This is a genomic window from Streptomyces sp. NPDC018029 (genome assembly GCF_044327655.1).
In the GTDB taxonomy this organism is placed as follows: Bacteria; Actinomycetota; Actinomycetes; order Streptomycetales; family Streptomycetaceae; genus Streptomyces.
On sequence record NZ_JBIRFV010000002.1, the window covers coordinates 642,085 to 659,232 of the forward strand.

The 17,148-nt window shown below is 70.8% G+C and carries 17 protein-coding genes; 4 read left to right on the plus strand and 13 right to left on the minus strand.

The window, feature by feature from the left end; genetic code table 11:
* Positions 1 to 13 precede the first annotated feature (13 nt).
* The 4 genes from ACH4D5_RS07020 to ACH4D5_RS07035 are packed head-to-tail and all read right to left on the minus strand — an operon-like array spanning position 14 to position 4,511.
* Positions 14 to 1,306, minus strand: a complete 1,293-nt coding sequence (locus tag ACH4D5_RS07020) for an alpha-L-fucosidase (protein WP_398299412.1) — start codon at positions 1,304 to 1,306, stop codon at positions 14 to 16.
* A 45-nt stretch (positions 1,307 to 1,351) separates the two neighbouring features.
* Complete coding sequence (locus ACH4D5_RS07025; protein ID WP_398299414.1) at positions 1,352 to 2,218, minus strand: carbohydrate ABC transporter permease; 867 nt, start codon at positions 2,216 to 2,218, stop codon at positions 1,352 to 1,354.
* Positions 2,215 to 3,186: a carbohydrate ABC transporter permease gene (locus tag ACH4D5_RS07030; protein ID WP_398299416.1), complete on the minus strand. Its 972-nt coding sequence runs from the start codon at positions 3,184 to 3,186 to the stop codon at positions 2,215 to 2,217. The genes ACH4D5_RS07025 and ACH4D5_RS07030 overlap by 4 nt, the downstream gene beginning before the upstream one ends.
* On the minus strand, positions 3,183 to 4,511 hold the full coding sequence (locus ACH4D5_RS07035) for an extracellular solute-binding protein (protein ID WP_398299418.1): 1,329 nt from the start codon (positions 4,509 to 4,511) through the stop codon (positions 3,183 to 3,185). The genes ACH4D5_RS07030 and ACH4D5_RS07035 overlap by 4 nt, the downstream gene beginning before the upstream one ends.
* Before the next feature lie 375 nt (positions 4,512 to 4,886).
* On the opposite strand from ACH4D5_RS07035, the gene ACH4D5_RS07040 reads away from it, so the two are divergent.
* Positions 4,887 to 5,897, plus strand: coding sequence for a hydroxyacid dehydrogenase (locus tag ACH4D5_RS07040; RefSeq protein WP_398299420.1), 1,011 nt, complete (start codon positions 4,887 to 4,889; stop codon positions 5,895 to 5,897).
* Positions 5,898 to 5,902: 5 nt separating this feature from the next.
* Here ACH4D5_RS07040 and ACH4D5_RS07045 read toward each other — a convergent pair whose 3' ends face one another.
* From ACH4D5_RS07045 to ACH4D5_RS07065, 5 genes are all read right to left on the minus strand, one after another.
* Complete coding sequence (locus ACH4D5_RS07045; protein ID WP_398299422.1) at positions 5,903 to 7,012, minus strand: 3-oxoacyl-[acyl-carrier-protein] synthase III C-terminal domain-containing protein; 1,110 nt, start codon at positions 7,010 to 7,012, stop codon at positions 5,903 to 5,905.
* Positions 7,013 to 7,030: 18 nt separating this feature from the next.
* Positions 7,031 to 7,537: a PaaI family thioesterase gene (locus ACH4D5_RS07050; RefSeq protein WP_398299424.1), complete on the minus strand. Its 507-nt coding sequence runs from the start codon at positions 7,535 to 7,537 to the stop codon at positions 7,031 to 7,033.
* Between the two features lie 37 nt (positions 7,538 to 7,574).
* Entirely contained in the window at positions 7,575 to 8,516 is a 942-nt protein-coding gene (locus tag ACH4D5_RS07055; protein ID WP_398299426.1) for a 3-hydroxyacyl-CoA dehydrogenase family protein, read from the minus strand.
* 105 nt (positions 8,517 to 8,621) lie between these two features.
* A complete protein-coding gene (locus ACH4D5_RS07060; RefSeq protein WP_398299428.1) occupies positions 8,622 to 9,011 on the minus strand; it encodes a (2Fe-2S) ferredoxin domain-containing protein in 390 nt (129 codons plus the stop codon).
* 7 nt (positions 9,012 to 9,018) lie between these two features.
* Complete coding sequence (locus ACH4D5_RS07065; protein WP_398299430.1) at positions 9,019 to 10,359, minus strand: 6-phospho-beta-glucosidase; 1,341 nt, start codon at positions 10,357 to 10,359, stop codon at positions 9,019 to 9,021.
* Between the two features lie 95 nt (positions 10,360 to 10,454).
* Here ACH4D5_RS07065 and ACH4D5_RS07070 point away from each other — a divergent pair, with 95 nt between their 5' ends.
* Together ACH4D5_RS07070 and ACH4D5_RS07075 are read left to right on the plus strand one after the other, a co-directional pair.
* A complete protein-coding gene (locus tag ACH4D5_RS07070; protein WP_398299432.1) occupies positions 10,455 to 11,315 on the plus strand; it encodes a hypothetical protein in 861 nt (286 codons plus the stop codon).
* 56 nt (positions 11,316 to 11,371) lie between these two features.
* A complete protein-coding gene (locus tag ACH4D5_RS07075; protein WP_398299434.1) occupies positions 11,372 to 12,670 on the plus strand; it encodes an MFS transporter in 1,299 nt (432 codons plus the stop codon).
* A 50-nt stretch (positions 12,671 to 12,720) separates the two neighbouring features.
* Here the strand turns inward: ACH4D5_RS07075 and ACH4D5_RS07080 are convergent, their stop codons facing one another.
* From ACH4D5_RS07080 to ACH4D5_RS07095, 4 genes are read right to left on the minus strand one after another with little or no spacing between them, the layout of a single operon-like run.
* Positions 12,721 to 13,212 (minus strand): thioesterase family protein, encoded by a 492-nt coding sequence (locus ACH4D5_RS07080; RefSeq protein ID WP_398299436.1) that lies wholly within the window; start codon positions 13,210 to 13,212, stop codon positions 12,721 to 12,723.
* Positions 13,209 to 14,165 (minus strand): 3-hydroxyacyl-CoA dehydrogenase NAD-binding domain-containing protein, encoded by a 957-nt coding sequence (locus tag ACH4D5_RS07085; protein ID WP_398299438.1) that lies wholly within the window; start codon positions 14,163 to 14,165, stop codon positions 13,209 to 13,211. The genes ACH4D5_RS07080 and ACH4D5_RS07085 overlap by 4 nt, the downstream gene beginning before the upstream one ends.
* A 32-nt stretch (positions 14,166 to 14,197) precedes the next feature.
* A complete protein-coding gene (locus ACH4D5_RS07090) occupies positions 14,198 to 15,094 on the minus strand; it encodes a 3-keto-5-aminohexanoate cleavage protein (RefSeq protein WP_398299439.1) in 897 nt (298 codons plus the stop codon).
* Between the two features lie 50 nt (positions 15,095 to 15,144).
* Positions 15,145 to 15,984: a TetR/AcrR family transcriptional regulator gene (locus tag ACH4D5_RS07095; protein WP_398299441.1), complete on the minus strand. Its 840-nt coding sequence runs from the start codon at positions 15,982 to 15,984 to the stop codon at positions 15,145 to 15,147.
* A 177-nt stretch (positions 15,985 to 16,161) separates the two neighbouring features.
* Here ACH4D5_RS07095 and ACH4D5_RS07100 point away from each other — a divergent pair, with 177 nt between their 5' ends.
* Entirely contained in the window at positions 16,162 to 17,121 is a 960-nt protein-coding gene (locus ACH4D5_RS07100; RefSeq protein ID WP_398299443.1) for an ADP-ribosylglycohydrolase family protein, read from the plus strand.
* Positions 17,122 to 17,148 lie beyond the last annotated feature (27 nt).

Consider the following 17,148-nt stretch of genomic DNA (forward strand, 5'->3'; position numbering starts at 1 on the left):
GGGGGGCGGTGCGTCAGCTGTCGGTGGATGTGTCCAGGTACAGCTCGATGACGGGGACGGGCGTGTCCGGGCGCTGCACGGGGAGCTGGAGGGTGAGGGTGCCTGCGGGCTGCCCGCCCATCTCGGTGTTGAGCGCGGGCTGGCCGGGGGCGATCTCGACGCGGGGGATCTCGGACGCGTCGTTGAGGAGCTGGGCGTACCGGACCCGGCCCGCGAGTCCGGGCAGGTGCAGGTGGCGCAGCGGCCAGGCGAAGAGGTGGAGGTAGAGCCGGTCGCCGCGCCGGGTGTAGCGGCAGTCGGCGGGGGCGGTGTACGGGGCGGGGCCGCAGCCGCGGACCGACCTCTCGTGCAGGTCCATCCAGCGGCCCAGCTCGCCGAGGACGGCGACGGTGTGCGGGTCGAGGTCGCCGCGGCCGGTGGGGCCGACGTTGAGCAGCAGGTTGCCGCCCTTGGAGACGCCGTCGACGAGCATGCGGATCACCAGGTCGGCGCTCTTGTGGTCGTGGTTGTCGCGGTCGTAGCCCCAGCTGCCGTTGAGGGTCTGGCAGGCCTCCCAGACCACGGGTTTCCCGTCCTTCGTCATGGGCCCCGCGGGCTGGTACTGCTCGGGGGTGACGAAGTCGCCGGGCAGGCCGGTCCTGTCGTTGACGAGGACGTGCGGCTGGAGCTCGCGGATCAGCCGCATCAGCCCGGGTGAGTCCCAGTCGTCGGGGCCCTTGCCGCCCCACCAGTGGCGGCCGGCGTAGGAGAAGTCGAAGAAGAGGTGGTCGACGCGGCCGAAGCCGGTCAGCAGCTCGCGGACCTGGCCGTGCAGATAGCGCCGGTAGTCGGCGATGTCGCGGTCGGCGTGGGCGGCCTTGAACTCCTCGTCGTCGCGCTGGGGGTGGGTGCCGTCGACGGGGAAGGACGGGTGGTGCCAGTCGATCAGCGAGTAGTAGAAGCCGACCTTGAGCCCTTCGGCGCGGCACGCCTCGACGAACGGGGTGAGGAGGTCGCGGCTGTACGGGGTGTTGGTGACCTTGTAGTCGGTGAGGGCGCTGTCCCACAGGCAGAAGCCGTCGTGGTGCTTGGTGGTGAGGACGACGTAGCGCATGCCGGCGGCCTTCGCGGTCCTCGCCCACCGCACCGGGTCGTAGCGGTCGGGGTCGAAGTGGTCGAAGTACACCTGGTACTGCTCGTCGGACAGCTTCTCCCTGCTCTTGACCCACTCGTGGCGGGCGGCGAGGGAGTACAGGCCCCAGTGGACGAACATCCCGAACCGGTCGGTGGTGAACCAGGTCGTGTCCGGGGCGGCGGTCGGGGTCACGGGGTGGCGCTCCTTGAGGTCGACGGATGGGGGCGGGTGGGCGCGTCAGCCCTTCAGGGCGCCGGAGGACAGCCCTGACACGAAGGAACGCTGGAAGAAGAGGAAGACGATCACGGAGGGGAGCAGCGCGAGCAGCGAGGCCGCGAGGACCACTCCCGGGGTGACGTCGGGGTCGATGCGCAGGGTGCGCAGCGCGAGCGGGAGCGTGTAGGAGGAGGAGTCGGTGGCGACGAGCAGGGGCAGCAGGTACTGGTCCCAGATCATCGTGAAGCCGAAGACCCCGATGACCCCCAGCGCCGGCTTGCACATCGGCAGGATGATCTGGGCGAAGATCCGCAGGTCACCGGCGCCGTCGATGCGGGCGGCCTCTTCGAGTTCCTTCGGTACGTCCTTCATGAACTCGGTCATGACGAGGATGGAGAAGCCCCAGGCGCCCAGCGGGACGATCATGCCGGCGAGGGTGCCGATGAGGTTGAAGTGGACGACCGGGAGATCGGCGAGGATCAGGGAGAGCGGGAGGGCGAGGATCTCCTCGGGCAGCATGAGCGTGGCCAGGATCGCCACGAGGGCGATGGTCATACCGGGGAAGACCTTGCGGGCCAGCGCGTAACCGGCCAGGACGGAGACGGCCACCTGGAGCAGCAGGCCGAAGCCGACCACGAAGAACGAGTTCAGGAGATACGTCAGCACGCCCTGGTCGAAGGCGATCCTGAAGTTGTCCAGGGTGGCGCCGGAGGGGACGACGCTCAGCTGGGTCGGGTCCTTGACCTTGCTGAAGGCGCTGACCAGCAGGGCGAGGAGCGGCCCCGCGAAGAGGATCAGTACCAGGAGGTAGGTGACCACCTTCAGGAGGCGGCCGCCCGGGCTCCTGCTCTCGGTGAGGCCGAGCGCGGTCTCGGTCGGCGCGTTCATCTGCTCTCCCTGCGGCGCACGAGGTGGACGACGATCGTGAGGACCAGCGTCGTGAGGAACAGCAGGACGGCTCCCGCCGCTCCGACGCCGAGCCGGTTCTGTTCGAGGCCGAGCTTGTAGATGAGGGTCATCACGACCTCGGTGGAGCCGTCGGGGCCGCCGTTGGTGAGCAGGAAGACCTCGGTGAACACCCGCAGGCCGCGGATCGCGGCGAGGATGAACAGGATCGAGAACACCGACCGCAGCCCGGGCACCGTCACGTGCCACACCCGCTGGAACCGGGAGGCGCCGTCGACCTTCGCGGCCTCGTACAGGCCGCGGTCCACGCTGGCGAGCCCGGCGAGGAAGATCATCATGTCGTAGGGGGCGCCCCGCCAGATGCCGGTGACCATGATGGACGCGAGCGAGGAGTCGGGGTCGTTGATGAATCCCGACGGGCCGAACCCCACAAGGCCGAGGAGGGAGTTGACCATGCCGTCCCCGGTCGGGTGGTACATGATCCGCCACAGTTCGGCGACGACGGCGATCGGCACCACGACCGGCAGGAACGCCGCGGAGCGCACGAATCCCAGGCGGCGGCCCTGCCCCTCCATCAGCAGCGCGAGCACCAGACCGAGGAGCATCGAGCCCGCCGTCTGCCCGGCGGCCAGGACGACGGTGTGCCAGGCGGCCTCGCGGAAACCCGCGGACCCGAGGACGGTCGCGTAGTTCTCCGTGCCGACCCACTTGTTGCCGAGATAGGGCTGGACCTCCTGGAAGGACATGGTCAGCGCGTTGGCCATGGGGATGAACTTGAAGTACAGGAAGAGGAGCAGCGCCGGGGCCAGGAAGAGCCAGGGCGTCCACCACCGGCCCGTGCGGCGGCTGCGTCTTCGGCGGGCGGCCGCGGCGCCGCCGCCCGTCCGCCCCTTCGGACCGGCGGGCCCACGCCCGGAGTGCGGGGCGTGTTCGACCTGGTCGAGGCTCATGACGCGGCGATTCCCTGTTCCTCGAGGATGCCGGCGAGCTTCTTGTCGAGGTCGCGGAGCTCGCCGCGGGTGTCCAGGTCGCAGTCGGCCATCAGCGCGTTGACGGTCTCCGCGGTGGTCTGGCGCACCGCGGTCCAGTTCGGGACGGAGGGGGCGTACCTGCCGGAGGAGCGGTAGATCTCGTCGTACGTCTTCCAGCGCGGGTCGGGGCGGACCTTGGCGACGTCCACCGTTTTGTTGACGGGCAGTTGGACGGTGAAGCCGGTCTCGCCGCGCATCCCGGTGCGCTGCCCCTCGGGGGAGATCGCGAAGTCGGCGAAGGCGTCCTGGCCCGCCCGGTTCTCGGAGCCCGCCATCAGGTAGACGGTGCCGCCCTCGGCGAGGACGGTCGCGTCCTTCGGACCCTTCGGCATCGGCACGACCTCGTACTTGTCCTTGCCGAGGACCTCGTCGAAGCGGGGCAGCAGGTAGGGGCCGACGGCGAACATGCCGGTCCGTCCCGCCTCGAACGTCTCGTTCGTGGGCGGGGTGTCCATGGTGACCGCGCCGGGCTGGACGGCCTTGGCCGCGCAGCCGAGGTCGCGGAACCACTGCACGGCCCCGACCGACTCCTTCGTGCTCATCGCGGGTTTGTACTTGCCGTCCCCGGTCTCGGTGATGAAGTCGCCGCCCGCGGCCCAGAGGAAGTTGGAGAAGTACCAGGAGGCGTAGCCGCGCTTGGTGGAGAGCGGGGCGGCGAGGCCGAAGGTGTTCTTCTTGCCGTCGCCGTCCGGGTCCTTCGTGGTGAAGGCCTCGGCCATGGCGGCGAAATCGTCCCAGTTCCGGGGGACGCCGAGCTTCAGCTTCTGACGCCAGTCCTTGCGGATGAGCAGCCCGGTGGCCTGTGCGGAGTACGGCAGGCCGTACTGCTTTCCGTCGACGCCCTTGCCGGAGTCGAGCCCCTGGGCGACGACCTGCCGGCTGTGCTCGATCTTGTCCAGGTCGATCTCGCGCAGCAGCCCCTGGCTGTGCATGGCGCCGAGCTGCGTCACGTCGTTCATGACGATGTCGGGGAGGTCCCGCTGCGCGGCCCGCTGCTGCAGTTTGGTCTCGAAGTCGTCGAAGATGGCGGTGACTTCGACCTGGTGTCCTGTGGCCTTCTCGAAGGCGGCGGCGAGTGCGAGCGTGCCCTTCTCGCCCGGTCCGCCGGGTGTCGTCCTGGTCCACAGTTCGAGGGGCGCCTTGGTGTCCTGCTCGACGTCCGCTCCCGCGGGTCCTGATGTACAGCTGGTGAGGATCAGTGCCGACGCGAGGAAACCCGCGCCGATCCACCGCGATCTCTGCATCGCAACTCCCGTTCCACCGCGTCACAACCGCCTGTAGCAAGCGCTTGCCGGGGGACGCTAACGGGCGCCAAATCCTGGGTCAATACTCCGATGAATACGAGATTCCTTCGGCAGGGCCACGGCAGCCCGGGCCGACGCCCACCGAGTTGCCCTCGCCCGGACCCGCACCTGGACACGGGATAAGCCGCACCGCGACACCGTACGCCGAACAATTGCCCTCTACGGGTGGACACTTGAGTCATCCGATGTATCGTCTCCTTCCAGGCGGTTCGGTCGATATTTCGAACACGCTGCTCCACGCTGCGACACACGGCCGAACTTTTGCGCACAGACCCGACCGGGCCAGGAGCGTCTTCGACGAGGAGCGTCATCGACATGGACGAGGCGGCACACCGACCGACGGCCCTGCTGGTCATGGAGGAGGAGCGGAGAGCTGACGTCTATCCGCCCGAGGTGCTTGCCGGCATCGACCGGCTCGTGGACCGCGGAAGCCTCTCTCTCACCCGCCATCAGCTCGACGAGCACCCCGACGCCCTGCGCCGCGCCGAGATCCTCCTCACCGGCTGGGGAGCCCCCGTCCTCGACGCGGCCTTCCTGGCGCGCGCGCCCGCGCTGCGGGCCGTCCTCGTCGCCGCGGGCTCCGTACGGCATCTGACCACGCCCGCCTTCTGGGCCCGGGGCATACCGATCGTCTCGGCGGCCGCGGCCAACGCCGTGCCGGTGGCGGAGTTCGCCCTCGCCCAGGTCCTCCTCGGCTTGAAACAGACCCATCGCATCAGCCGCGAGGTGGCCCGGAACCGCGGCTTCCCCCATGACCCCGAAGTCCCCGGTGCCTACCGGTCACGCGTGGGTCTGCTGGGGCTCGGTCACATCGGCCGGCTCGTCGCGGCGCACCTCGGCCGCTTCGACGTCGAGGTCCTCGCGACGGACCCTCTCGCCTCCGCCGACACCGCGCGGGAGGCGGGCGTACGGCTCGTCGGCGTCGAGGAGCTCTTCGCCACCTGCCACGTCGTGAGTCTCCACGCGCCCCTCCTGCCCGAGACCCGCGGCGTCGTCGGAGCGCGCCTGCTGGCCTCCCTGCTGCCGGGCGCGACGCTGGTCAACACGGCCAGGGGTGCGCTCGTCGACGAGGCGGCGCTGGCGGACGTCCTGCGCGCGAGGCCCGACGTCACGGCCGTGCTCGACGTCACCCACCCGGAGCCCCCGGCCCCCGACTCGCCCCTCTACGACCTCCCCAACACCGTCCTGACCCCTCACCTCGCCGGCGCACTCGGCGCCGAACGCCACCGGCTCGGGCACCTCGTGCTCGACGAACTCGACCGCCTCCTGCGAGGCGAGCCCCTGCGGCACGCCGTCGACCCCGAGCGGGCCGCGACCCTGGCGTGAAGGTTCTACAGAACCCCGGATCCGATATCGACCGAGGTGATGAACGCGCCGCGTTCCGGACCCGATCCGACCACGCTGAAGCACACCGGGTCTCCCGCGGAGAGGGATCCTTCCGCGAGGTCTTCCTGGAGCAGCGCCAGCGTGGAGGGCGAGACCATGTTTCCGTACCGTGCCGCGTTCGAAGGGGCCATTTCCTTTCGCATGCTCACCGATTCGGCGAACGCCTCCACGAGGCGCGGGCTCGCCTGGTGCGTGTAGACGCGGGAGACCTGGTCGAGGTAGCCGGGCCTGTGTTTCTCCAGAGTCTTGTGGTTCTCCGTCATTCCCTGCATGTAGTAGGTGATGATCTCCTCGCTGTTCATCCCGTACGACATGAGGAGTGTGGAGTTCGGCTCCCCCGGCGGATTCTGGGCGCCTCCGCCCGGGTAGTGGATGAGCGGATCCGTGAGTCCCGGGCCGTCCGCGAAGGAGAGCGCGTCCCTGCTGTAGAAAGAGATTCCGTCGCTGTCCGGAGTTCGCGTCAGCACCATGGCGGCCAGGGCATCGGAGAACAGTACGGCGGAAGCCCACAACAACGCCCCGAAGGGGTGTGCCTCATTGCCCTCCCCGTGGGAGTACAGGGCTCCCCGGGAGTCGACGGAATGGCGGCTCGCCACGTTGTAGGCGACGATCAGGGCCCGCTCACTGTTCATCCTGCGGACGAGTTCCGCCGCGCGGGCCAGCCCCGCGCAGCCGGCTCCGAGCTGGAGCGGAGAGACCGTGTCCGGCACTCCGAGGTCGCGCGCCAGGCTGAGCGCGTCCTGGTCGAGCATCACCTGGAACGGCGTGCAGGACACGAGGATCAGCGTGTCCACGTCCCGCGCCGTGACCGCCGCCGAGTCGAGAGCCGTCCGGGCCACGTCCGTGAGGACACGCGCGTCGGAGAAGCGGTCGCGGGCCCAGGCTTTGCCCGTCACCCCCAGGATCTTCTGCAGGACCTCCCCGGACATGGTCGAGCCGGGATGCTTCTGGTCCGGAACCCGGGCCCGCTCCGCCCAGGCCCCGATGTCGACCTGATCCCCCAGTTCCACGGCCAATCCGGTGATCGTGTACGGGAAGCCGTTCACCGCGCACACAGAAGACCCTCCTAGCGGTTATACGGACAGGACACGCACGTCGGCGGTCGCCGTGGCCAGTACTTTCCCGTCCGGGTCGACGAGTTCGGCGGCCGCCCGGGAGCGCCCCTGCTCGGGCACGGGGGCCGACCCCACACAGCGCAGCTCCTGCTGCCCGGGGCTCACCGGGTGCAGGAAACTGACGCACAGTTTTGCGGTCACGGCGTACGAACCGGCCGGCAGATGGGTCTGGACGGCGTACCCGCACACGGCGTCCGCCACGGACGCGATCAGTCCACCGTGCACGTTCCCGCTGTGGGTCCCGTGCCACTCCCTGGGCCGCACACCGACGGTCACCGACCCCCGGTCGACCTCGACGACCCGGTAGTCCAAGGTGGACTCCAGCGGGGCCGCCGTGAGTGAACCCTCCTTCAGCCGACGCATCAACTGGAGCCCGTCCAGGGCCAGGAGGGTCGGAATCTGAGTGGACGGGTCGTGGAAGAAGTACGTCCTACGGCTCGGCGCCGTCTCGTCGCGCGTGCTCATGAGTCTTTCTCTCCCCTCGGCCCGGCGTCCGGCTTGCCTACTTGCTCGGATATTCGTAGAAGCCCTTGCGGGACTTTCGCCCCAGAAGACCTTGGGAAACCATGCGAGAGAGGGTCACCGGCGGCTCGAAGACAGCCTCCCCTGTTCTCTCGTACGCGTATCCGAAGCTCGCAAGCGCCACATCCAGCCCCACGGCGTCGAGCGATTTGAGCGGCCCTGTCGCATGCCCGAACCCCAGCTCACAGATCGCGTCGATATCGGCCGCACTCACGGCTCCGGATTCGTGGAGACGAATCGCCTCGGCCGCGAGAACACCGAACAGGCGGTTCACGACGGGGCCGGATACGTCGTCCTTGACGATCAGGCAGCGCTTCCCCCACTCCTCGAACCGCACACGGACGCGGGACACCGTTTCCTCACTGGTCGCGGTTCCGGTGAGGACTTCGACCAACGGGCGGATCGGAGCCGGGTAGATGAAGTGCGTACCAAGGAAGTCCTGCGGCCTTCGGGTCGCCTCCGCGAGCGCGTCGATCGGGATGGACGACGTATTGGTGGACAGGATCGTGTTCTCGTCGCAGACGCGGTCGAGCTGCGCGAGGACCTCCTTCTTCACGGAGAGGTCTTCGGCCACGCTCTCGATGACCAGGTCGGCCGCAGCCAGCTCACGCACATCGGTGACCGGCTGGATCCGCGAGACCGCGTCGTGTGCGGAAGCCTCGTCGATCCAGCCCTTCTCGACGGCTCGGCCCAGATCCCTTCCGCACTTGTCGACGCAGGATCGAAGTGTCGTCTCCCTCCGACTCCAGACGAGAACGGGGGACCCGGCGAGCGCGGCCGTCAGAGCGATCCCCCCGCCCATCACCCCGGCGCCCGCGACTCCAGTCACATTGCCCATGCCGTCATGCCTCCCCGGCTTTTCCCGGGCCGCGCCTCGGACGGGCCGGAATGGCCCGAACGGCGCAACCGCCGGGCGCTCCAAATACGTCCGCGCGGAGCCGACCAGCAGCGTGCCGGCCGTCGTGCGGAACGGGGCCAGGACTTCCCAGCCCGACGAAGCACCTCGTCCTGACCCGCCGGACAGGCCCTAGCTCGCGCGGGGGTCGACCATCTGGAGGCTGAGCGTGTCCGAGGGCTCAGCGAGGCCCGGGCCGCCCGCCGCGGCCCAGGTGAGTATTCCGTCGAGCGACTCGTCGTCCGTGACGAAGCCGACCCAGGCGGCCCGGCCGCCCCGCCTGCGCCCCTCGGACGAGGGCTGGACCACGACGATGTTGGCCTGGCCGCACGGGCCCAGGCAGTCGCTCGTGCGCACCGCGAACCGGCCGCGCGAGGCCGCCGCCGCGGAGCGCAGCCGCTCCAGCTGCCAGGCGTGGTCGATGCCGGGGTTCTTGCGCGCGTCGCCGCAGCAGCAGCCCCGGCACACGACGAGCGTGCAGGGGCGGCGGGCGGCGGCACCGATGGAGACGACGGGACTCATGTCGTGATCATCTCAGGTACGCGAGGCCGGGGTGCACGCCCCGGTAGCCGTCCACCAGGCGCCGCGCGACGGTCACGGAGTCGACGAGCGGGTGCAGCGCGAACGCCTTGACGGCGGTGGTCGCCGAGCCGCTGTCCGCCGCTTCGAGCACCTCGCGCTCGACGGCCTTGACCGCGCACACCAGGCCGGTCGCGTGGCCGGGCAGCGGGGTCACCGCCATGGGGTGGGCGCCGTTGGCGTCGACGGAGCAGGGCACCTCGATCACGGCGTCCGCGTCCAGCGCGGAGAGGGTCGTGCCGTTGCGGACGTTGAGGATCAGCGTCGACCGCTCGTCGCGTGCGATGGCGCGCATCAGCGCGAGGGCGACCTTCTCGTACCCGCCGGACTCCAGGTCCTCCTCGGCCCGCTCCCCCACGCCCGCCGCTTCCCTGTTCTCCGCCATGTACGCCGCCTCGCGCTCGGCGAGGGTGTCGGTCCAGGCCTTGAGGGCGGGGGTGCCGGGGTGGCGCATGTCGGTGTAGAAGCGGGCCTGTTGGTGGTGGAGGAAGGCGCCGCGGGTCCGCTCGGCCTGCTGGTAGGCGCGCACGGTGTCGCGGTTGAAGTAGTAGTAGTGCAGGTATTCGTTGGGGATCGCGCCGAGCGACTGGAGCCAGTCGGGGCCGAACAGCCTGCCCTGCTCGAAGGAGACGAGGAGTTCGGGCTCGGCGAGCAGCCGCGGCAGTTCGTCGCGGCCCGCGACGTGCAGGCCCCGCAGCCAGCCCAGATGGTTGAGGCCCACGTAATCGAAGAACGCCTCGTCGGGGTCGGCGCCGAGCACCTGCGCGACCCTGCGGCCGAGGCCCACGGGCGAGTCGCAGATGCCGATGACGCGGTCGCCCAGGTGGCGGGACATGGCTTCGGTGACGAGGCCCGCGGGGTTGGTGAAGTTGATGACCCAGGCGTCGGGGGCGAGCCGGGCGACGCGGCGCGCGATGTCCACGGCGACGGGCACGGTGCGCAGCCCGTAAGCGATGCCGCCCGCGCCGACCGTCTCCTGTCCGAGTACGCCTTCGGCAAGGGCGACGCGTTCGTCGGCGGCACGCCCCTCCAGGCCGCCGACGCGGATGGCGGAGAACACGAAGTCGGCGCCGCGCAGCGCCTCGTCGAGGTCGGTGGTGGCGGTCACGGAGGGCGCGTCCGGGATGCCGGCGGCCTGGTCGGCGAGGACGCGGGCGATGGCGTCGAGCCGGGCCGCGTCCAGGTCGTGCAGCACGACATCGGTGACGCGGCCCTCGGCGCGGTCGCCGAGGAGAGCCCCGTAGACAAGCGGCACACGGAACCCGCCGCCGCCGAGAATTGCCAGCTTCACGTCTGAACCGCCTTCTGTCGGACCGTTATCACCGGTGCTCACGTTACGTACGATGACGCGGCAGCGTTCCGACCCCCCACGGAGGTAGCGCCCCAATGACCCTTTGGAAGGCATCAACCGCCCTGCTCGGCACCGTCGCCCTGGCGGTGATGACGGGCGGCGCCGCCTCGGCAGCGCCCGCCTCACCCGGCGGCTGGCAGGAGTCCGGCACCTTGTACGTCAACTCCCTCACCGGCAGCCAGGGCCTGGCGAGCCGCGCCGACGGCAGCCTCCTCTACCGGGGGCTCGGCTCGATACCCCTTGATCTGCGTGCCAAGGGCTGGGGGCACATAGGCGACCCGGACATCGCGAACGGCCACACCTTCGACGCCTACCAGGGCGGCGACAGCGCGCGGTCGAAGATGTTCGCGGTCACGACGCCGACCGGGAAGCGCTACCTGTACGAGCACGGGCTCGACGCGGGCGAAAAGCTCAACAACTCGTTCGCGGCCGTCTCGCCCGACGCGCGGTGGCTGGTCTCCGGCGAGTGGGGCGACCAGCACCGCCTCCAGGTGTTCCCCGCCCCGCTCCTCAACTCCTCGACCCCGCCCGCCGGCGGGGCGCTCCCCCAGGCCGGGCAGATCACGCTCGACAAGCCGGTGCGCGACATCCAGGGCTGCGACTTCGTCTCCGATACGCGCCTGGTGTGTGCCTCCAATGACGCGTCCAAGGAGCTGTTCCCCGAGGACCGCCCGGTCCTCCAGGTCGACCTGGAGCGCCCGCTCGACGGGCAGCCGGTGACCGGGCGCGTCACGAGCCTCTTCGCGGCGCCGCAGCGCAGCATCTGCTCCGGCACGTTCGAGACGGAGGGCGTCGACTACGACACCGCGCGCCGCACCCTGCGCGTCGAGGTGGTGCCGCCCACACCGTGCCTGGTGACGACGGCGGTGTACGCGTACAGGCCGACGTCGGGCTGAGTCCGCCTGGCGGACAGGACGTGTGGGGTGCCGTGGGGCAGGGGAAGGTCGTGATCATGACACAGCACGACCAGCAGGTGACCGCCGCCGACCCCGCCCCCGAGCCGCGCCCGATACGGCAGTTGCTCGCCGCGTCGGTCGGCAACGCCGTGGAGTGGTACGACTGGTACGCGTACACCTTCCTCGCCACATACATCGCCGACCAGGTCTTCCCCAAGGGATCCGACAACTCCCTCGTCCCGCTGCTCTCCACGTTCGCCGTCTTCGCGGTGGGCTTCTTCATGCGGCCCGTCGGCGGACTGCTGATGGGCGCGGTCGCCGACCGGCAGGGGAGGCGGGCGGCGCTGACCGTCACGATCCTGCTGATGGGCGGCAGCAGTCTGCTGGTCGGCCTGACCCCGACGTACGCGGCCGTGGGTCTGCTCTCGCCGGTCGTGCTCGTGCTGGCCCGGCTGCTCCAAGGCCTCTCCGTGGGCGGGGAGTTCGCCGCGTCGACGACGTTCCTCGTCGAGTCGGCGGGCCCCGGGCGGCGCGGCCTCTTCTCCAGTTTCCAGTACGTCTCCACCAGCATCGGCCAGCTCGCGGCGTCCGGCGTCGCCGCCCTCCTCGTCGCCACGCTCTCCGACGGGCAGATGGACGGCTGGGGCTGGCGGCTGCCCTTCTTCATCGGGGCGGCGCTGAGCCTGGTCGGCTTCTGGATCAGGCAGGGGGCGCACGAGACGCACCGGACGCCCGCCGAGGAGGGCGACCGGCCGGGCCTCTTCGACGCACTGCGGCACCACCCCCGTCAGTCCCTGCTGATCTGCGGCATCACGGCGGGCGGCACCCTCGCCTACTACACCTGGACGTCGTACCTGCCCACGTACGCCGAGCTGAACACGGACATCAGCAAGGGACAGGCGCTCCTCGCCGGCACGATATCTCTCGCCTTCTTCGCCGCGCTCCAGCCGGTGGGCGGGCTGCTCTCCGACCGGGTCGGGCGCAGGCCGCTGCTGCTCTTCTTCGGCGTCGGCTTCGCCGTCCTGAGCGTGCCGCTGCTCAAGTCGCTCTCCGGCTCGTTCGGTTCGCTGCTGCTCGTGCAGTGCGCGGGGATGGTGCTGCTCACCGGCTTCACGTCGATCTCGGCTGCCGTGAACGCCGAGGTGTTCCCCGCGCGGGTGCGCGCCGCCGGAATCGGCTTCCCGTACTCGCTGACCGTCGCGGTGTTCGGCGGCACGGCCCCGTACATGGGCACCCTGTTCAAGGAGATCGGCTCCCCCGGGCTCTTCCCCGTGTACGTGGCCGTGCTGTGCGTCGTGTCCTCGGTGGTCTACTTGCGGCTGCCGGAAACGGCGCGCGAGCCGCTGGAACGGTGAGTTCTGTGGCTGCGGGTTCGTCGCGGCTGAGCGCGCAGTTCCCCGCGCCCCTAGGGCACCTTCGGTACCTCGGCGATCGAACGGCCCGCCCAGTCCGGGGCCGCCTCCGCGAGGTTCGTCAGGCGCTCGCGGATCTCGTCCGGGAACGGGGTCGCCCGACCTGCGTTCTGGTCGACGTGGAGGGCGAGCAGCTCCGTGGTGGCCACGGGGGTGGCGTCCGGGGCGGGCTCAGCGCCCTCGGCCCCGACCACGTACATCTCGTGCGTGAACCGCGCCTTCTTGGCGTCCGCGCCCAGTATCCGCGTGCGGACGGCGAGCTGGGAGCCCTCGGAGACGTCGTCGAGGTACCGCACGTGGGCCTCGACCGTGTAGAGGGAGCAGCCGGTGGACTCGCGGTAGCCGGCGTGCAGGCCCGTCTCGATCATCATGGCGTCGGTGGCGTAGCCGAAGACGAGGACGTAGAAGGCCTCGCTCATGTGGCCGTTGTAGTCGATCCACTCGGGGCGCACCGTCCGGTGGCACAGGGGCAGGGGCTCGGTCACTTGGTGCCTCCGGGGAGCCGGCCCGTGGCGCGCAGGACGTCGATGACGCCCTGGTCCCGCTCGGCGACGAGGTCCGCGATGGTGCGGCCGTTCGCCTCCTCTTCGCACCCGGCGACCACGGCGTCGTACAGCTTCTTGTCGAGTTCGGGTGCTTCGAGGCGCGTCCACGGCGACTTCAGGGACGGGCCGAAGTGGTCGAGCATGTGGGCCATGCCGCCCTCGCCGCCCGCGAGCGCGAAGGTGAGCATGGGGCCCATGAACGCCCAGCGCAGGCCGGGGCCTTCGGTGATGGAGTCGTCGATCTCCTGGACGGTGGCCTCTCCGTTGGCGACCATGTGCAGCGCCTCGCGCCACAGGGCTTCCTGGAGGCGGTTGGCGATGAAGCCGGGCACCTCGCTCTTCATCGTGATGACGGATTTGCCCGCGACCTCGTAGAACCGGGACGCCCAGGCCACGGCGGCGGCGTCGGTCCGCTCGCCGCCGACGACCTCGACGAGGGGGATCAGGTACGGCGGGTTGAAGGGATGTCCGACGACGAGGCGGCCCGGTGTGGCGGCCTCGGTCTGCATGTCGGTCATCGGATAGCCGGAGGTGGAGGAGGCGATGACGACGCCGGCGGGGGCGGCGGCGTCCACCTTCGCGAGGAGCTCGCGCTTGAGCTCCAGCTTCTCGGGAGCGCTCTCCTGCACGAACTGGGCGTCGCCGACGGCCTCTTCGAGGGTCGCGGCGACGGTCAGGCGGTCCTGCGAGGCACCCTCGGCGAGGCCGAGCTGCGTCAAGGCGGGCCAGGCGGCCTCGACCAGGCGGCGCAGCCGCTGCTCGGCGTCGGGCGCGGGGTCCCAGGCGGTGACGTCGTAACCGCGGGCCAGGAAGTGGGCGACCCAGCCGCCGCCGATGACGCCGGCGCCTATGCAGGCGACGCGGCGGACGTTCTCGGGGGTGGTGTTGCTCATGGTGATGGTGTCCTCTGTGGGGGGGGCGGGGGTCAGGACCGGGGCTTGAGGCCGAGCTTCTGGCGGGCCTCATCGGGCGTCGCCACCCGCGAGCCGAGGTTCTCGGTGATCTGGACGGCGCGCTCCACGAGCTGTGCGTTGGTCACCTTGTTGCCCTTGCCGAGGTAGAGGTTGTCCTCCAGGCCGACGCGGACCTGCCCGCCGAGCAGGATGGACTGGGCGACCCACGGCATCTGCATGCGGCCGAGCGCGAAGCTCGCCCACTGGGCGCCTTCGGGAAGCATGTTGACCATGGACTGGAGGACGCCGGGGTCGGCGGGGGCGCCCCACGGGATGCCCATGCAGAGCTGGAAGACGGTGGGGTTGTCCAGCAGTCCCTCGGCGAGGAGCTGCTTGGCGAACCACAGCTGGCCGGTGTCGAAGATCTCCAGCTCGGGGCGGACGCCGAGCTCCTGGATGCGCTTGGCGCCCTGGCGGAGCATGTCCGGCGTGGAGATGTAGAGGTTGTCGCCGAAGTTGAGGGAGCCGCAGTCCAGGGTGCAGATGTCGGGCAGCAGGTCCTCGACGTGCGGGAGGCGCTCCAGGCCGCCGACGAGGTCGGTGCCGGGCAGTTCACCGAGGTCCTTCAGCGGCTGGACGGGGTCGATGACGAGGTCGCCGCCCATGCCCGCCGTCAGGTTGATGACGACGTCGGTACCGGTCTCCTTGATGCGCTCGACGACCTCGCGGTACAGGCGCGGGTCGCGGGAGGGGTCGCCGCTCTCGGGGTCGCGGACGTGAATGTGCACGACGGCGGCGCCCGCCTCGGCGGCCTCGACCGCGGAGGTGGCTATCTGCTCGGGCGTGACGGGCACGTGCGGGCTCTTGCGCACGGTGTCGCCCGCGCCGGTCAGGGCGCAGGTGATGATCACGTTGTCGTTCACGGGCATGCTGGACTCTCCCTCGGGGGTGGGGTGTTGCGTACGGGACGGAGGTGCGGTCAGCGCGCGGTCAGTGTGGCGTCGACGTAGGCGACGAGGGACTCGTGCATGTCGTCAGGGCTCGTGCCGGGGCTGTCGGGCGCCGTGGCGAGAACCTGTGTGGCCAGACCGTCGATCAGCGCGGTCAGCCGCAGCGCGGCGGCCTCGGGGTCGGCGGGGCGGAAGACGCCTTCGGCGATGCCGCGGCGGATGACATCGGCGACGGTGGTGCGCCACTGCCGGTAGTAGTCGGCGTGCAGGCGGCCCACGGCGGTGGAGCGGGCGGCCTCCGCCCACAGGTCGAGCCAGACGCTCCACTGCCAGCGCTGCTGCGGGGTGCGGGGGATCTGCAGCTCGATGAGCTGGCGGAGTTCGTCGGCGGTGTCCGCGGCGTCCGCGATCCGGGCGGCCCGGCGCGCGGTGTCCTCGTCCATGCACCAGCGCACGGCGGCTTCGAGGAGGTCGTCGCGGCCGGGGAAGTGGTAGTGGATGGCGGCGGTGCTTGCGTCGCAGGCCACCGCGATGTCCTGCACGCGCACGGCGTGGAAGCCGCGCTCCGCGATGAGACGGACGGTCTCGCGGACGATCTGCAGGGGGCGGCCGCCCTCGGGCGCCACGGCGCGCTCGCGCCGGGCGGCGGGCTCCGCGGGCCGGGCGGCGCCGAGCAGCCAGCCCGCGTCGACCCCGCCGGTGTCCGCGATGCGGGCGAGCTCCGCGGCCGTGAAGCGCCGGGTGCCGCCCAGCGAGCGGGAGAGCTTGGAGGGGTCCATGACGATACGGCGGGCGAATTCGCGCTGGGTCACTCCGGCATCGGCGATCACCTTGCGGACGCGGTCCGCCACCTCGGGGTCGTGCTGCATGGTCGGCGACCCTACCCGCGTGTTGCGGTGAACGCAACGCGTACGCCCACTCGTGGTCACCTCACTCCCACCACTCACCAGGAGTTGAGGAGATCCTGGGCAGGAATTGCGATTCTGACTGACGCATCAGTCACTGGCTCTTCCGGCCGCGTCACGGGGCCTCGGTAGGCTGCTCCGATGGAACGTCGTCAGCGCGCCGCGGGCGCCCTCGTCGGGTCGGCCGTGGGGGACGCGCTCGGCGCGCCCTTCGAGTTCGGGGCGGAGGGCGCGTTCTCCGCACGCTTCCCGACGGCCGGGGACGACCGCGCCCGCGACATGTGCGGGGGCGGCGGCTGGGATCCCGGGGAGGCCACGGACGACACCCAGATGGCCGTGCACGTCGCCGACTCGCTGCTGGAGCGGGGCGGGCTCGATCTGCCGGACATCTTCGCCCGCTTCCAGCGGTGGGCCGCCGACGAGCCCAAGGACATCGGGCTGCAGACCGAGGACGTCCTCACCAACGGAAGGCCCTGGGACCTCGCCGCGCAGGCCCACTACCAGGTCAACCTCCGGGCGGCGGGCAACGGTTCGCTGATGCGGGCCACCACATCCGCCGTGTACTTCGCCCCCGCCGGGCAGGCCGCCACCCTGGACGCGGCCCGCCGCATCGCCGCCCTCACGCACGGCGACCGGGCCGCCTGGGAAGGCACCGCCCTCTTCCACGAGCTGCTGCGCGTGGCCCTCGCCGGGGACGATCCGCTCGCCGCGCTCCCCGACACGCTCGCCCTCGTCCACCCGGACCACCGCGACCGCTATGCCGTGGTCCTCTCCCCCACCTGGCATCCGGACGACGCCACCGAGTTCAACGGCGCGGTCTGGCCGTGCCTCGGCTCGGCGCTGTGGGCGCTGCGTACGACGACGTCGTTCGAGGGTGCCCTGCGCGCCGCCGTCGACCTGGGCGGCGACACGGACACCGTCGCCGCCGTCACCGGTGGGCTGGCGGGCGCCTGTTACGGTCTCGGCGCGATCCCCGCCCGCTGGACGGCGCCCCTCCACGTACCGCTGCCCGGGGCTGCCGAGACCGGACGGGTGCTGCGCCTCGCAGACCTCGTCGAACTCGCCGAGCGGCTCGACACGGGGAACCGGCCGGCCATATGAGGCACTCTTCCTTCTGTGTCGCACGCA

Bases quoted from the DNA above. Each gene is read 5' to 3' on its own strand.
- ACH4D5_RS07070 (WP_398299432.1), top strand. From the start codon at position 10,455: ATGACCCTTTGGAAGGCATCAACCGCCCTGCTCGGCACCGTCGCCCTG.
- ACH4D5_RS07030 (WP_398299416.1), bottom strand. From the start codon at position 3,186: ATGAGCCTCGACCAGGTCGAACACGCCCCGCACTCCGGGCGTGGGCCC.
- ACH4D5_RS07050 (WP_398299424.1), bottom strand. From the start codon at position 7,537: ATGAGCACGCGCGACGAGACGGCGCCGAGCCGTAGGACGTACTTCTTC.
- ACH4D5_RS07100 (WP_398299443.1), top strand. From the start codon at position 16,162: ATGGAACGTCGTCAGCGCGCCGCGGGCGCCCTCGTCGGGTCGGCCGTG.
- ACH4D5_RS07035 (WP_398299418.1), bottom strand. From the start codon at position 4,511: ATGCAGAGATCGCGGTGGATCGGCGCGGGTTTCCTCGCGTCGGCACTG.
- ACH4D5_RS07075 (WP_398299434.1), top strand. From the start codon at position 11,372: ATGACACAGCACGACCAGCAGGTGACCGCCGCCGACCCCGCCCCCGAG.
- ACH4D5_RS07040 (WP_398299420.1), top strand. From the start codon at position 4,887: ATGGACGAGGCGGCACACCGACCGACGGCCCTGCTGGTCATGGAGGAG.
- ACH4D5_RS07025 (WP_398299414.1), bottom strand. From the start codon at position 2,218: ATGAACGCGCCGACCGAGACCGCGCTCGGCCTCACCGAGAGCAGGAGC.
- ACH4D5_RS07090 (WP_398299439.1), bottom strand. From the start codon at position 15,094: ATGCCCGTGAACGACAACGTGATCATCACCTGCGCCCTGACCGGCGCG.
- ACH4D5_RS07095 (WP_398299441.1), bottom strand. From the start codon at position 15,984: ATGCAGCACGACCCCGAGGTGGCGGACCGCGTCCGCAAGGTGATCGCC.
- ACH4D5_RS07085 (WP_398299438.1), bottom strand. From the start codon at position 14,165: ATGAGCAACACCACCCCCGAGAACGTCCGCCGCGTCGCCTGCATAGGC.
- ACH4D5_RS07060 (WP_398299428.1), bottom strand. From the start codon at position 9,011: ATGAGTCCCGTCGTCTCCATCGGTGCCGCCGCCCGCCGCCCCTGCACG.